Annotated in this window: 9 protein-coding genes, 1 tRNA gene and 2 pseudogenes; 8 read left to right on the top strand and 4 right to left on the bottom strand. The window is 66.6% G+C overall.

Annotated features, from left to right (window positions below; translation table 11 throughout):
• Position 1: 1 nt before the first annotated feature.
• Positions 2–1,195, bottom strand: coding sequence for a sulfotransferase family protein (locus PL79_RS17570; RefSeq protein WP_044847641.1), 1,194 nt, complete (start codon positions 1,193–1,195; stop codon positions 2–4).
• Complete coding sequence (locus PL79_RS17565; protein WP_044847640.1) at positions 1,192–2,301, bottom strand: DUF1214 domain-containing protein; 1,110 nt, start codon at positions 2,299–2,301, stop codon at positions 1,192–1,194. The genes PL79_RS17570 and PL79_RS17565 overlap by 4 nt, the downstream gene beginning before the upstream one ends.
• A gap of 189 nt (positions 2,302–2,490) precedes the next feature.
• Between PL79_RS17565 and cysD the strand changes: the two are divergent.
• From cysD to PL79_RS17540, 5 genes and pseudogenes are all read left to right on the top strand, one after another.
• Positions 2,491–3,411, top strand: a pseudogene (gene cysD / locus PL79_RS17560) (sulfate adenylyltransferase subunit CysD); the annotation flags it as partial.
• The gene (cysN, locus tag PL79_RS17555; RefSeq protein WP_044847638.1) at positions 3,411–5,324 is read left to right on the top strand and encodes a sulfate adenylyltransferase subunit CysN; all 1,914 of its coding nucleotides are present in this window, start codon (positions 3,411–3,413) and stop codon (positions 5,322–5,324) included. The pseudogene cysD and the gene cysN, both read left to right, overlap by 1 nt.
• Positions 5,325–5,457: 133 nt before the next feature.
• On the top strand, positions 5,458–6,645 hold the full coding sequence (locus PL79_RS17550) for a helix-turn-helix transcriptional regulator (RefSeq protein WP_044847637.1): 1,188 nt from the start codon (positions 5,458–5,460) through the stop codon (positions 6,643–6,645).
• 392 nt (positions 6,646–7,037) lie between these two features.
• A pseudogene (locus tag PL79_RS17545) lies at positions 7,038–7,232 on the top strand (MFS transporter); the annotation flags it as partial.
• Complete coding sequence (locus tag PL79_RS17540; protein ID WP_044847635.1) at positions 7,219–8,268, top strand: lactonase family protein; 1,050 nt, start codon at positions 7,219–7,221, stop codon at positions 8,266–8,268. The pseudogene PL79_RS17545 and the gene PL79_RS17540, both read left to right, overlap by 14 nt.
• Before the next feature lie 85 nt (positions 8,269–8,353).
• On the opposite strand, the gene PL79_RS17535 is transcribed toward PL79_RS17540, so the two are convergent.
• Positions 8,354–9,391, bottom strand: coding sequence for an AraC family transcriptional regulator (locus tag PL79_RS17535; RefSeq protein ID WP_044847634.1), 1,038 nt, complete (start codon positions 9,389–9,391; stop codon positions 8,354–8,356).
• A 226-nt stretch (positions 9,392–9,617) separates the two neighbouring features.
• On the opposite strand from PL79_RS17535, the gene PL79_RS17530 reads away from it, so the two are divergent.
• Positions 9,618–10,730, top strand: a complete 1,113-nt coding sequence (locus PL79_RS17530) for a fatty acid desaturase (RefSeq protein WP_044847633.1) — start codon at positions 9,618–9,620, stop codon at positions 10,728–10,730.
• 57 nt (positions 10,731–10,787) lie between these two features.
• On the opposite strand, the gene PL79_RS17525 is transcribed toward PL79_RS17530, so the two are convergent.
• The gene (locus PL79_RS17525; RefSeq protein ID WP_044847632.1) at positions 10,788–11,423 is read right to left on the bottom strand and encodes an HAD family hydrolase; all 636 of its coding nucleotides are present in this window, start codon (positions 11,421–11,423) and stop codon (positions 10,788–10,790) included.
• A 325-nt stretch (positions 11,424–11,748) separates the two neighbouring features.
• Here PL79_RS17525 and PL79_RS17515 point away from each other — a divergent pair.
• Both PL79_RS17515 and PL79_RS17510 read left to right on the top strand, forming a co-directional pair.
• Positions 11,749–11,839 (top strand) — tRNA-Ser (locus PL79_RS17515).
• A 942-nt stretch (positions 11,840–12,781) separates the two neighbouring features.
• Positions 12,782–15,289 (top strand): type VI secretion system Vgr family protein, encoded by a 2,508-nt coding sequence (locus tag PL79_RS17510; RefSeq protein WP_044847631.1) that lies wholly within the window; start codon positions 12,782–12,784, stop codon positions 15,287–15,289.
• The last annotated feature ends 58 nt before the right edge of the window (positions 15,290–15,347 follow it).

Below are 15,347 nucleotides of genomic sequence, written 5' to 3'. Positions count from 1 at the left end.
GTCAGCCGGCCGCCCGCAGGTGCCGCGCGCGATACGCGGCGAAGTCGTGCGCCAGTTGCGCATCGGTGAAGCCGAAGCGCGCGATCGAGTAATCGTGCGCGGCGCGCTTGTCGCGCCCGTTGCGCGCCATCCAGGCCGTCATCGCCGCGCGCTGCGGCGCATCGAGCGACATGCCCGCGAAGCGGTACACGGCTTCGGCCACGCCGAGCGGATCCGACACCGTGTCCTCGAAACGCACGTCGAGAAAGCGCTCGGCCGGCAGCGCGTCGCGCGCCGCCATCGCCGCGCCGATCGCGCGCGCCATCCCCGCGTTCCACTGCGCGCCGACCGTGCGCGGATCCGGGTCGTCCGCATACATCTGCCACAGCGTGTGCGCCATGCTCGCCATCGACGGAATCGTCTGCGCCGGGTCGCGATGCGTGAGCACGACCTGTGCCCGCGGAAACACGCGGCACAGCACGTCGAGCGCATGCAGATGCTGCGGCGTCTTCAGCAGCCAGCGCGCGGCCGGCGCAACGCCGCGTTGCGCCTTCTGCCACTGCAGGAACTGCAGCATCCGCTTCAGGTACGTGTAGACCGGCGTCAGGTCCTGCTTCGCGAGCCACGCCGTATAGCCCGGCACGTTCGCGTACGAATCCATCGCGCACACGAACGAATGCTCCATCAGCATGAACTCCTCGTCGGCGAGCATCGCGTCGAGCGGATGGATCGCGAGGATCTGCGGAATGCAGTCGATCATCGTCGCGACCTCGGCCTGCGCGCGCGCGATGCGCACGCTCGGCGCGCCGAGCGTCTCGCCGGCGAGCGGCGCCGGATAGCGCGTTTCCCACCACGCGGCCGAATAAAAGCGCGGGTCGACCGCGAGCAGCCGCTGCAGCAGCGTCGTGCCGGTGCGCGGCAGCCCGACGATCACGAGCGGATCATCGATCTCGATGTCGGCGATCTCCGGATGACGGCCGAAGTAATCCTCGATAACGAGCCGGTTCACGAGCTGGCCCATGAGTTTCTCGCGCATCATCGCCACACCGCGCGCCGACAGCTTCGCTTCGTCGCTCAGCGATGCGCACATCACGTCGAGCGCCTCGCGATACGGGCCGTCGCCGAACGCGGTGAGGCCGCCCGTGCGCGACACGGCCTCGTCGATCAGCGCGTCGGCGTCGAGCTGCGCGCGGATCGGGTCGAGCGGCGCGTTCATGCGGCCTCCTTCAGCGCGGCGAGCTTGACGACGCGCGTGCGCGGATGCACCGGCTGCGCGGCGCCGACCCAGCGCCAGCAGATCGTGCCGGTGCGATGCCCGGCCGTATCGAGCCAGTTCGCGCCGCCCGGCCGCGACGCGGCGACCACCACCGTCACGCCGCCATCCGCATTCAGCCGCGCGCTGTGCTTGTTCACGCAGATGTCGAAGTGCCGGTAGTCGAGCGACTCCATCCAGTAGTTGTTGAGCTGCACGTTCCAGAAATCGCAGTCGGGCACCGTGTCGACATCGATCACGAGCGCCTCGTCGTCGGCGAGCGACCAGCACGAGTGGTAATAGTAGATGTTCGGATCGCCGCCGACCGACTGGCACAGCGCCTGGTCCGCAGGCGGTAGCGCGTTTACGTGCGAGCCGTAGCTCGCGGCCCAGTCGGCAAACAGCTTCGCCGTCTGCTCGACGAACTGCGCGGCGCGCGTGAGGCCGCCCTGCAGCACGAGCGGGTCGAGCGGCGCGGGCCGGTCGTGCGCGCCGATGCGTTCGATCTTCAATTGCGCGGGAGTCTCCGCGCGCCGGTCGAGGAAAGTCTGGCGCACGAGCAGCGCGTTCGTGCCGGGCTCCATGCGCACCCAGTTGCCCGCGCGCGGCGTTTCGCTCAGCACGATCTCGAAGCTGCCGTCCGGCGCGAGCTCGAGCTGCTTCGCGTCGAGAAAACCCGTCTGAAGCATCTTGCCGTCCGTCTCGTAACCGCCCTTCTGCGTGCCGAAGCTCAGGTATGCGACCGTGCCGCGCCGCCCCGTCACGCGATATTCGCAGCGGCCGTCGAGGCGCGCGTACTGGTACAGGTTGTCCGGATTGTCGGCGCCGATCTTCGCGGTCTCGTGCGACGGCGAGAAGAAGCCGGGCCACGCGCCGTCCGCGAACTCGACGTGCATTTCGAGCGCGATGCGCATCAGCCGGCTCAGGTAGCGGAATCCTTCCGCGCGCGTGAGCGGATCGTCCGGCGCCTCGGCGCGCAGGATCTGCTCGCCGCTGCGTTTCAGGGTGTCGCAGAAATCGGCCCAGGTCTGGCCCGAAAGCAACTGCGTGGCGCGTGTGTCGTCCGTCATGTGTCGTCTCCGCCGATGGTCGAGCGTTCACCTTAAGCGAGCGCCTCGCGCGCCACTTCGTCCGGGTGGACTAAGGAAAGATCCGCTGCCCGCCGCGCCGCGTGTTAGTCCACCCGGACGAAGAACGGCACCGCCCTCGCTCGATACCGTTGGCGTCATGCACGAAACGCCGCACATGTCGCGCGGCGCCGGCATGCAACAAGGAGACGAACGATGTTGACCCACTTGGAGCGACTGGAGGCCGAAAGCATCCACATCATGCGCGAGGTGGTCGCGGAAAGCGAAAACCCGGTGATGCTCTATTCGATCGGCAAGGACAGCTCGGTCATGCTGCATCTCGCGATGAAGGCCTTCTACCCGGCGAAGCCGCCCTTTCCGCTGCTGCACGTCGATACGACGTGGAAGTTTCGCGAGATGATCGCGTTTCGCGACGAGACGGCCGCGCGCCTCGGCCTCGACCTGCGCGTGCACGTGAACCCCGACGGCGTCGCGAACGACATCAATCCGTTCACGCACGGCTCGGCCGTGCACACCGACGTGTGGAAGACGCAGGGGCTCAAGCAGGCGCTCGACCACTACGGTTTCGACGCCGCGTTCGGCGGCGCGCGCCGCGACGAGGAGAAATCGCGCGCGAAGGAGCGCATCGTGTCGCTGCGCTCGGAGCAGCACCGCTGGGATCCGAAGCGCCAGCGTCCCGAACTCTGGTCGCTGTACAACGCGCGCAAGCGCCGCGGCGAAAGCCTGCGCGTATTCCCGATTTCCAACTGGACCGAACTCGACATCTGGCAATACATCCGGCTGCACGACATTCCGATCGTTCCGCTCTACTACGCAAAGGAGCGGCCGGTGGTCGAGCGCGACGGCGCGCTGATCATGGTCGACGACGAACGCCTGCCGCTGCGCGACGGCGAAGTGCCGCAGATGCGCAAGGTGCGCTTTCGCACGCTCGGCTGCTATCCGCTGACGGGCGCGATCGACAGCGACGCGAGCTCGCTCGACGACATCCTGCAGGAGATGCGCGACACGCGCACGTCCGAGCGCCAGGGACGGCTGATCGACAGCGATTCGGCCGGTTCGATGGAAAAGAAGAAACAGGAGGGATATTTCTGATGGCACACGTTCTCACCGCCCCCGAGGCACTTGCGCACACGACGCCCGACATGCACGCCGACGATGCGCAAACGAAGGACCTGCTGCGCTTCATCACGTGCGGCAGCGTCGACGACGGCAAGAGCACGCTGATCGGCCGCCTGCTCTACGAATCGAACATGCTGTTCGACGACCAGTTGACCCAGCTCGAAGCCGATTCGAAGAAGGTCGGCACGCAAGGCGGCGAACTCGATTTCGCGCTGCTCGTCGACGGCCTGTCGGCCGAGCGCGAACAGGGCATCACGATCGACGTCGCATACCGCTTCTTCGCGACCGCACGACGCAAGTTCATCGTCGCCGACACCCCAGGCCACGAGCAGTACACGCGCAACATGATCACCGGCGCGTCGACCGCCGATCTCGCGGTGATACTGATCGACGCGCGCAAGGGCGTGCTCACGCAAACGCGCCGCCACAGCCATCTCGTCGCGCTGATCGGCATCAAGCGCGTCGTGCTCGCGATCAACAAGATGGACCTGGTCGACTACGACCGCGCCGTGTTCGAGCGTATCGACGCCGACTACCGCGCGTTCGCAGCCGAACTCGGCCTCGACGAAATCGTCAGCATTCCGATGTCCGCGCTGCGCGGCGACAACGTGATCACATCGAGCGCTCGGATGCCGTGGTACGCGGGCCCGCCGCTGATGCGGCATCTCGACACGCTGCCGCTCGTCGAGCGCGTGACGCGCGACGAACCGTTCCGGCTGCCCGTGCAATGGGTCAACCGTCCGCACCTGAACTTCCGCGGTTATGCCGGCAGCATCGCGTCGGGCGAAGTGCGCGTCGGCGAACGCGTGCGCGTGCTGCCGTCCGGCAAGGAGAGCCGCGTTGCGTCGGTGATCACGCCGGCCGGCGAAGCCGATGTCGCGCGCGCCGGCGAAGCGGTGACGCTCACGCTCGCCGACGAGATCGACATCAGTCGCGGCGACATGATCGCGCGTGCCGACGCGCCACCGGAAGTCGCCGACCAGTTCGAGGCGACGCTCGTGTGGATGCACGACGAACCGCTGCTGCCGGGCCGGCCGTATCTCGTGAAGCTCGGCACGCAGACGGTCGGCGCGACCTGCGCGACGCCGAAGTACAAGATCGACGTGAACACGCGCGAGCATCTCGCCGCGCGCACGCTCGCGCTGAACGAGATCGGCGTGTGCAACCTGAGCTTCGACCGGCCCGTCGCGTTCGATCCGTACGACCTGAATCGCCACACCGGCGGCTTCATCGTGATCGACCGCTTCACCAACGACACGGTCGGCGCCGGGATGCTGCACTTCGCGCTGCGCCGCGCGCACAACGTGCACTGGCAGGCCGTCGACGTCGACCGCGACGCGCGCGCGGTGCAGAAGGCGCAGACGCCGCGCATCGTATGGCTGACCGGGCTGTCGGGCGCGGGCAAGTCGACGATCGCGAACCTCGTCGAGCGGCGCCTGCATGCGCTCGGCAAGCACACGTACCTGCTCGACGGCGACAACGTGCGGCACGGCCTGAACCGCGATCTCGGCTTCACCGAGGCCGATCGCGTGGAGAACATCCGGCGCGTGGCCGAAGTCGCGCGGCTGATGCTCGATGCCGGGCTCATCACGCTCGTGTCGTTCATCTCGCCGTTCCGCGCGGAACGCGACATGGCGCGCGCGCTGGTTCGTCCCGACGAGTTCGTCGAAGTGTTCGTCGACACGCCGCTCGCGGTCGCCGAGGAACGCGATCCGAAGGGGCTGTACAAGAAGGCGCGCAAGGGCGAACTGAAGCACTTCACGGGCATCGACTCGCCGTACGAGCCGCCGGCGCAGCCGGAACTGCGCATCGATACGGTGGCCGAGTCGCCGGAGGCCGCGGCGGAACGGATCGTCGCGTACCTGCTGCGCGAACGCACCGCGTAAGCGGCGCCAGCGCGACGCACGCTGCGTCGCTCCGGCACGGCCCGCGTCGTCTACTCCGTTCGGATGACGCGGGCGGCTGGCCGGTCGGTATGCTGGCTCGGGAGCATTCACCCCGACCCAGGAGAACACGAGCATGCGGATCGCGCTGGCGCCCGGCGACACGGCCGCACACGACAGCTTCGACGACGCGGCATGGACGGCCCGCGAACTCAGCGCGTGGCTCGGGCTCGTCTATCAGGGCCCGTCCGAGACGACGCCTTGGGCGGGCTTTCTCGAAGCGATGCGCGTGCGGCTCGACGCGAGCTTCACGACGCTCGTGCTGCGCAGCCCGCGCGGCACGCGGCGCGGGCTCATCATCAACGCATCGACCCACGGCCCGCTGCTGCCCGGCGAACCGTCGTACAGCGAAGAGTTCTACGCGCTGTGCCCGTTTCTCGACCACCCGCCCGGCCAGGTGTTCACGGCCGACACGCTGTTCGGCGCGACACGCTGGTGCGCGCACGATTTCTACCGGCAATACCTGCAGCCGCTCGACCTGCGCTTCATCCTCGGTGCGAATCTGCGCGGCGAGCGCGGCGTCGAGTGCGCGTTCTTCGTGAGCCGCCCGCATCATGCGCGCGACTTCGACGCGGCCGAACGCGCGCAGGTCGCGACGCTGCTGCCGCACCTGCAGCGCGCGGTCGAGCTGCACGCGGCGCTCGACGTGCTCGACGCCGAACGCGCGCTGTACGCGGGCACGGTCGACCGGCTCGACGTCGGCACCGCGATCCTCGACGAGGACGGTCGCGTGATCAAGCACAACCGCATCGCCGAGCGGCTGTTCGAGCAGCAGGACGGCCTGTGCCTGCGCCAGGAGCGGCTCCATGCGTCGTGCCCGCTCGACGAGCGCCGGCTGCAGAAGGCGCTGCAGGCCGCGCTCGAGCATTTCCGCGCGGGTGCGCTCGGCCGCATCGAGGCCACCACGCTGTCGCGCCCCGGCGGCGCGATGCCGTTGAACGTGCTGCTGCGCCCGCTCGCGCCCTTTCACGGCGCGGAGGACCGCCAGCACCGGCCGGCCGTCGCGGTGTTCGTCCGCGATCCGGCGTCGTCGCCCCAGACCTCGCGCGACATGCTGCACCGGCTGTTTCGCCTCACGCCGATGGAAACCGAGATCGCGCTACTGCTCGTCGACGGCCTGACGCTCGACGAAGCGGCCGCCGCGACCGGCATCACGAAGAACACCGCCCGTGCGCATCTGCGCGGAATCTTCGCGAAGACGGGCGCGACACGGCAGGCCGTGCTGGTGAAGATGCTGCTGAACAGCGTCGTGTCGATGGCATAGCGGGCCGCGCACGAAGCCGGCCGCTTGCCGGGGCGAAGTGCGCCGCAGGGAAGCACCGAGCGGCACGCCTGCCCACCCACGTCATCCGTCATCAGATGTGATTGCGCACGGAGACAACCTCCCGGCATTTCCCGATATTCGGATATATTCGGGGTAAACCCGTGACGTCATATCAGGATCTCAGGCGTACCATGTCATACGACAACATACTACTTAGATCCCCACCCGACGCGAACGCGGGCCGCTGCCCCGTTCGCCGCCCGCCCGGAGACTCCCTTGACCTCGCCCGCCCTGCCCGGCCGCGCCCCGCTCGCATCCGCCGTCTCGAAAGTGAAATGGCACGTGCTGCCGCTCGTGCCGATCATGTTCATCGCGAACGATATCGACCGCTGCCGACGGCCTTCGGCTATCTGAAGCAACATACGGGTTCGATCGCGGGCGGCCGGGATGCGCTCGCGATCGCGTTCCTAGTCGCCACGGTCGCCGCGCCGTTCGCGCGTACGCGCCGGCGCAGCGATCCGCCGCGCGGCCTGCCGGCCGACGAGTCCTTCACGCACACCGCAATGCTCCGCCATGCCGAACACTGACCGCCTGACCGTCGTCGTCCCGAATGCCGTCGACGGCGACCTCGCCACGTTCTCGCTCACGTCCGACGGCACGCTCGCGCCGCTCGCCCGCTACCCGGCCGGCGACGTCGCGATGCCGGTCGCCGTGCAGCCCGATCGCGCGCGGCTGTACGTCGCGACGCGCGGCGAGCAGCCGACGATCGTCGCGTTCCGCGTCGCGGCGGCCACCGGCGCGCTCGCCCGCATCGGCGCGACCGCGATCGACGCGAGCCTCGCCTACCTGTCGCTCGACCGCAGCGGCCGCTGGCTGCTCGGCGCGTCGTACGGCGGGAATTCGCTGAGCCTCTACGACGCCGCGCGCGTGCGCGACGGCGACGGCGCAGCGCTGCAGGTCGCGCACGGCATCGCGAACGCACATGCGGTCGTCGTGTCGCCGGACAACCGCTTCGCGTACGTGAGCTCGCTCGGCTCGGACCGGATCTTCACGTTCGCGCTGATCGAGGATGCCGGCGGCCTGCGTGCGGTCGAGCACGGCGAAACGCGCGTGCCGGGCGGCTTCGGGCCGCGCCACCTGCGCTTCGCGCGCGACGGCCGGATGCTGGTCGCGGTCAGCGAATTCCAGGCGACGCTCGCGACTTTCGCACGCGACGCCGACAGCGGCCGCCTCGGCGACGCACGGGTCAGCGCGCGCCACCCGGCCGTCGCCGGCCTCGCGCAAGGCCATGCGCGCCCACCCGCGCCGACCGGGCCCGCCGTGTGGGCTGCCGATCTCCACCTGACGCCCGACGAGCGCTTCGCGTATGTGAGCGAACGCACGTCGAGCCAGTTGCTCTGCTATCGCCACGATGCGGACGGCGCCTTCGACCCCGTACACGCGACGGCCACCGAAACGCAGCCGCGCGGCTTCGCGATCGATCCGTCGGGACGCTGGCTCGTCGCGTGCGGCGAGCAGTCGGAATACGTATCGGTGTACGCGATCGCGCCGGACGACGGCACGCTGGCGTTGCACGCCCGCGTGCCGGGCGGCCGCGGGGCGAACTGGGTGGCGATCGTCTGACGGGTCCATCGACCGATGGATCGAATGATCGATTCATCGACGCCGGGCGCACGACCGGCACCGGCCCGCGCCGCCCGGCGCGCCGTCAGCGCCGCTCGCTCGGCGCGACGCCGGTCCAGCGCTTGAACGCACGCGTGAAATTCGCGCGGTCGGTATAGCCGACCCGCGCCGCGATCTCGTCGACCGGCAGGCGCGTGCCCTCGAGCAACCGGAGCGCATCGCGCAGCCGGATCTCGTCGAGCAGCGCCGAATAGGTCGCACCGAATTCCGCGAGCTTGCGTTTGAGCGTGCGCGCCGACACATGCAGTTCGCGCGCGATTTCGTCCACCGACGGATAACCGGTCTCGCCGCAGATCAGCAGGTTGCGCACGCGCTCGACGATGCTTTCCGCATAGCCGAGCCGCGCGAGTTCGGCCTCGCATTGCTGGACGATCATCTGCGCGGTCTGCGCGTTCGCGGTGCCGATCGGCTCGTCGAGCAGCGCGGCGTCGCAGCGGATACGGTTCGCGCTCGCGTCGAAATGACAGCGCGGCAGCCGCGCGCGATAGCGCTCGAACCACGGCGGCTCGGGCCATTCGAAATGCAGCTCCGCACGCGACTGCAGCGTGCGCCCCGGCGCGGGATCGAGCAGCGAGTTGAACAGGATCGCCGTCTCGACCAGGAAGTTTTCCACCGCGAACTGGCGCAGCCGGCCGAGCGGAAACGCCTCGCGCACGTCGATGTCGACGATCCCGTCGAGCTGGGCGAGCCGCACCGAAAAGAACGGCACGCGCGTCGGCAGGTAGCGGATGCCGAGCGCGATCGCCTCGCCGAGCGTTGCGCAACTCATCAGCCCGAAGCCGATCAGCCCGGATTTCGTGAGGCTGCTGCGCAGGCCGATCTCGATCGCGATCGACGGATCGCCCGTCGCCTCGAGCAGGTTGAACACGATCGCCGCCTGCTGCAGCGGCGTGATGCGCGCGTCGGGCTGCGCGAGCCGCTCGCGCTCGACGCCCGAGCCCGCGAGAATCCGGCCGCCATCGATGCCGCGCTCCTCGGCGAGCATCAGCATGAACAGCGCATACGCGGACGATACCGTCGCCTTGTTCAGCTGGCGCGCGGCATCCGGGGCGGACAGGGCCATGCGGCGGACTCCGGAGCGGTTTCGGCGGATTGTAGCGCTGCTGGCCCGTAATGACACCGCAGCGGCATTCTAGCCGCCCGATGCGGCATCGCACGCCCGTGCACCGGCCACCGTGACCCGAAATGACACCATCATTGGCACCGGCGGCCCTCGCGTGCGCTCCGGGGCGCGCCTATGCTTGTCACATCGGCATTGCGCCCCACTCTTTCCGCACGGATTCCGGTCGATGAGCCAACCCGCACGAACCGTCTTTCGCCACGACGCCGACAAGGTCGCGTATGTCCGCCGCGAGGTCAACGCCGCGAGCGATGCGATCCGCGCGCGCTTTCCGCTGCTCGACAACCAGAACCTCGTCGGCGCGACCGTGATGGCCGTGTCGGTGGGCGCGATGCTCGCGATCGCGTGGCTGTATGCGCGCGGCGCGATCGCGTGGTACGTCGCGTTGCCGCTCGCCGCGTTCGTCACGTCGCTGATCCACGAACTCGAGCACGACCTGATCCACCTGATGTACTTCAAGAAGACGCCGTGGGCCTATCACCTGATGATGGCGCTGTGCTGGCTCACGCGGCCGGGCACGATCAACCCGTGGACGCGCCGGCGCATGCACCTGCATCACCACAAGGTATCGGGCGGCGAATCGGATCTCGAGGAATTCGGCATCACCAACGGCGAACGCTGGGGCGTGAAGCGCCTGCTGATGATCGCGGACGGCATGCTCGCCGTCGTGCTGCGGCCGGATGCAATGCGCCGCAAGGTCAAGCAGTACGTGGCCGCGCAGCCGGTGCAGGATGCGGCCGAGCGCGCGCAGTTGCGCATCGAGCAGGCATCGTCCTACATGCCGGTCGGTCACGCGTACTACGCGCTGTGGCACGCGTTCATCGTGTATCACGCCGGCCTGTTCGCGCTGCATGCGTTCGGCTACGCGGTGACCGTGCCGGCCGTCGTCGAGCGCGTGATGAGCGTCGTCGATTTCCTCGCGGTCGTGTGGCTCGGGCCGAACTTCGTACGCAGCTTCTGCATCAACTTCGTCAGCTCGAACATGCATTACTTCGGCGACATCGATTCGCGCAACGTGATCCAGCAGACCCAGGTGCTCAACCCGTGGTGGATGCTGCCGTTCCAGCTGTTCTGCTTCAACTTCGGCAGCACGCACGCGATCCATCACTTCGTGGTGCGCGATCCGTTCTACATCCGGCAGCTGACCGCGCGCACTGCGCATGCGGCGCTGCGTGAAGTCGGCGTGCGGTTCAACGATGTCGGCACGTTCAGGCGCGCCAATCGCTGGGGCGCGTATCGTCCGATTCGCGGTGCGCGCGGCGCGCAGCGCGCCGACGCGTAACGGCGGGCGGCGCGGCTCGCCGCGCGGGTCCCGTCAGTCGGTCAGTCGGTCAGTCGGTCAGCTGGTCAGTCCGTCAGCGCCGATCGCCGGCATCGGTCCCTGCCCGCGGATCCATGCCCGGTTCGCGAGTTCGGCCATTTCCTTGTCGCCGCGGCTGTCGCCGTACGCGAACAGCTTCGCAGGCGGCTGATTTCCCCACCAACCGCGCAAGCGCACGACCTTCTGCGGGCCCCAGCAGTTCTCGCCGTTCAGCCGCCCGGCGAACGCGCCGCGCTCGAACGCGAGGCGCGTCGCGAGCACCGTGCCGATGCCGACCGTCTTCGCCCACTTCTCCAGATACAGCGACGGCGACGCGCTGACCAGCACGACTTCATGCCCGCGCGCCTGATGCTCGCGCACCCGTTCCAGCATGTCCGGGCGCACGAGGTTCGGCAGATAACCATCGACGAAGCGGCGCGCGAGCGCGTCGAGCGCGTCCTCGCGGATCGGCCCGAACGCAAACCATGCGAACTTCGCCTTCGCATCGCCGCGCGACAAGAGGCCCGCCTTCATCGCGACGATCCACGGCAGCGCGCGCAACCCGGCCCATGCGAAACGCGGCGTGCCGACCGCGTAGCGGACGAAATGACGGAAACTGTCGGTGGTCGTGATGGTGCCGTCGAAATCGAATGCGGCGACGATGCGGTCGGTCATGGAGAGGGGGGAAAGCGGTGAGATGCCCGGGAAGATAGCAGAGTCGGGACGCCGTGCGTGCGGGTGCGGGCAGCGGCGCGACTGGCGGCACGGCTCGATACGCGATCGCGTCAGTTCGCGCTTTTCCGATACAACGCGACATACCCCGCGAGCATCGGCAGCAACGACCCGCTGACCCGGTCCAGCCACGTCTCCCCGGCCGCCCCCACACCCGCACCGAATGCACGTCGTGCGAGCGTCGCTGGAAGGTTTTGGGGCCGGTTCCGGCCGATCGTCGAAGGGAGTGGCGGGAGGCCGCCAGAGTTTGCTATACTCTCGTTCTTCCGGAGAGATGGATGAGTGGTTTAAGTCGCACGCCTGGAAAGCGTGTATAGGTTAATCGCCTATCGGGGGTTCGAATCCCCCTCTCTCCGCCAGAATCAATGAAAAGGCCCCGCAAGATCGATCGATTTTGCGGGGCTTTTTTGCGACATGCGACGTGGAATCAAGTCGCATTGGCCGCCCTCTTCCCTGCTTCCGCGACCGATCATGGCAACGGGCCGGTCGCCGCGCGGTTGTTCCGTGCCCCTGTCACGCCGGCGCGCCCCTGGAGGCGTTAGAGCGTCGACCCGACATCGACGTTTTCGTCACGGCGTACCAGACCGACAACGTGTGGTTGCCGATCGCCCGTCGCTTCGAAGACGTGCTGTCGGTATCCATCGGGTTCGACAGCATTCTCCTTATTCATCTAGCCGTCCGATAGATTCGCCATATATGCGCGTAGGTATTGCACAAAACAAAATGGCGTCGCTCTATCAAACCAATGGACGTACGGTCCTGCAAATTTCACTGCCCCCTTCAATTTCGTCCCAATCGAAAGCAACAGCTCGCGCATAACCACGATAGGTTGCCAGAATTTCAATCGCTGCCCGACTTTACGTAACGATTTGTGAACTTCGTTGAATCAGAGTATTCACTTATCACGGGATCGCTGACAGTCGATGAAGCTTGCAGACGTGTACTAACCAAATCCGCAAAACATAGTGCACGCGCCGGAAAACGCTGATCCGAGGTTTCGTACAGTCGTAGTTTTCTTATTGAAGCCAGACGCGTCTCGATAGGGATCGAATCGTTTCAAAAAGATGCCAGCAGCAGCGTTGAGAAAATCTTAAAGGATCGTTGCCCCACAGTTACCGATTCGAACTGACTTCGGTATGATTTTTTGTGCAATCAAGCGCGGGGCACACCGCCTCCCATTTTCAATGGCGCACCCGATTTAAACAGAACATCTCAAATATATCGCCGTTTATTCCGAACGATAAAGTTGTTTGGATATTCGGTGATGGTCGGGCGCGTTTTCCATGAACCGGGGTGACCGAATGGGCCGGGAAGTCTTGCTGAAGGTGCTGCGCGGCGGCTACGCGCAGTTCGATCGCGTCATCAAACTTGACACGCCGCTCGGCGACGACTGGCTCGTGCCGCTGTACGTCAAGATCAACGCACGGCTCGGCCGCAATTTCGAGGTGACCGTCGACGCATCGTCCGTCATGGGCGACAAAATCAAGCTCAACGCCCTGATGCTGCAACCTGTCACGCTGTGGATCCGCCAGACGGGCGGCAGCTATCTGCCGATCCACGGCTACGTGCAACGCGCCCGTCGTCTCGGAAACGACGGGACCGTCTCGTATTTCCAGCTCCAGTTCTCCTCCTGGTTGAGCTTTTTGAAACTCGGCAGCGATCGGCGCGACTGGCAGGAAGCCAGCGGCTGGCAGATTCTCACCGACGTATTCGACAAGCATCCGCAAGCTTCCGGCAACTATGGTCACGAACTGCGCACGGCGGTGCGCTCGTATTCGCACCGCGTGCAGTGGGAAACCGACTGGAATTTCGTGCATCGGAGCCTGGAGGAGGTCGGTGTGTTTCCGCGCTTCGATTTCGCGCAGGACGGCAAGTCGCACGAGGTCATCATGATGGACGACCTGTATTTCGGGCCTTCGCTGCCGAATGCGGAGATGAAGTTCAGCCACGCGGGCACCGACGAGGATTTCGACGGGCTCACCCAGTTGAGCGAACAGCAGGACGTCCAGAGCGCGACACTCACGCTCGGAACGGCCGACTACAAGCGGCCGGACCTCGACAAACAGGTCAGCACGCCGGCGGCGGATCTGGATGATTTGCCCGGTCAGGGCGAAGACTATCTGTATACGGGCTCGCAGACCTGGGCCAAATCCGATGTCGGACAACAACAGGCCCGCATTCGAACCGAAGAATGGGCTTCGCGTGCGAAGCGCTATTTCGCGATCGGCAGTCCGCGCTACGCGCTGCCCGGCTACTGGTTCAGGGTATCCGGGCATCCTCTCTTCGATGCGCTGCCAGCGGACGAGCGCGAGTTGTCGATCATCGCGAGCGACTGGCTGATCCAGAACAACGTGCCGGGAATGGATGCGCTCACGCGATTCCCGCGCAGCCTGCGCAGCGAAATCGAACAGGCCCAGTCCACCGGGGCCGGTACGACCGTGAGCCACCGCGATGGCGGCGTCGGATTCTTTCACGTCGAGATCGAAGCGCAGCGCCGCAAGACACCCTTTCGCAGCCCGTTCGAGCATCAGAAGCCGGAGATGCACTTGCAGACGGCGATCGTCGTAACCGACCGCAACGAGGAAATCGTCACGGACGACGGCAACCGTGTGCGGGTCAGGACATCGAACAGCCGGAACGATCGCAATACGAAGTCGACGTCGTGGATCCGGGCGGCGATGCCGGACGCAGGCGCAAGGCGTGGCGGTTATTTTCCGTTGCGCAAAGATGATCAGGTGCTCCTGGGCTTCGTGAACGGCGATTGCGACCGGCCGGTCATCATCTCGCGATTGCATGGTGGCGCAACGATGCCGGTATGGCATACCCATGGCCTGCTGTCCGGCTTCCGCTCCCGCGAATATGGTGGCGACGGTTTCAACCAGTTCGTCATGGATGACTCGAGCGGTCAGAACCGCGTCCACCTTTACTCGTCGAGCTACAGCTCTCATCTGCATTTGGGCTATCTGATCGAGCAGAGCGACAACACGCGCGGCACGTTCCTTGGCAACGGGTTCGACCTGAAATCCGGCGCGTACGGCGCGGTGCGCGCCGAGCAAGGCCTGTATGTGTCGACGCAGCCGGCCACCGCGCAGCCGCTGAACGTAACGGCCGCAACCGAGCCGCTCGCCGGCGCGGAGGCCGTGTTCGAAGCCGCGTCGAGGGCCAGCGAAACGAACCGCGCCGAAAGCCTGCACGACGGCCAGGCCGCGCTGAAGTCGTTCACCGACGCGACGCAGCGCACGATCGCTGGCGCGACCGGCGGTGGCCGCACAGCCGGCGGCGGCACCGGCAACGCGAATGGTTTTGCGAAGCCGGTGATGCTGCTATCGAGTCCTGAAGGGATCGCCGCGTCGACGCAGCAATCGGTGCATGTCACGGCAAACCAGCACGCGAACGTCGTGGCAGGCAGGAACATCAACCTGGCGGCCGGCAAAGCGTTGCTGGCCAGTGTGCTCGACAAGATCAGCCTGTTCGCGCAGAACCTCGGCATCAAGATTTTCGCCGCAAAGGGGCCGGTGGACATTCAGGCGCAGAGCGGCGCCGTTTCACTGGTCGGCCTGCAAGACGTAAAGATCGAAAGTGCGGACGGACGTCTGATTCTGACGGCCGCAGAGGAAGTGTGGATCGGCGCGGGTGGCTCGTATATCCGCATCAAGGGCGGGCTGATCGAGAACGTGACGACCGGGCAGATCCTCGAAAAATGCGGAAGCTGGGACAAACCGGGCGGTGCGAGCGGAACGGTTCGCGATCCGTTGCAGACAACGCCGGTGTCGACCGATGGCGGCCGCGGCTCACTCTTCTCCGGTTGACGCCAGGCCCGCCACCACCCGAGCAGCAAGAAAAACGAGAACCGAGAGATTCCGGGAA

The organism is Burkholderia sp. USMB20, from assembly GCF_000949135.2.
GTDB lineage: Bacteria > Pseudomonadota > Gammaproteobacteria > Burkholderiales > Burkholderiaceae > Burkholderia.
This window is presented reverse-complemented; position numbering and strand designations above follow the sequence as displayed.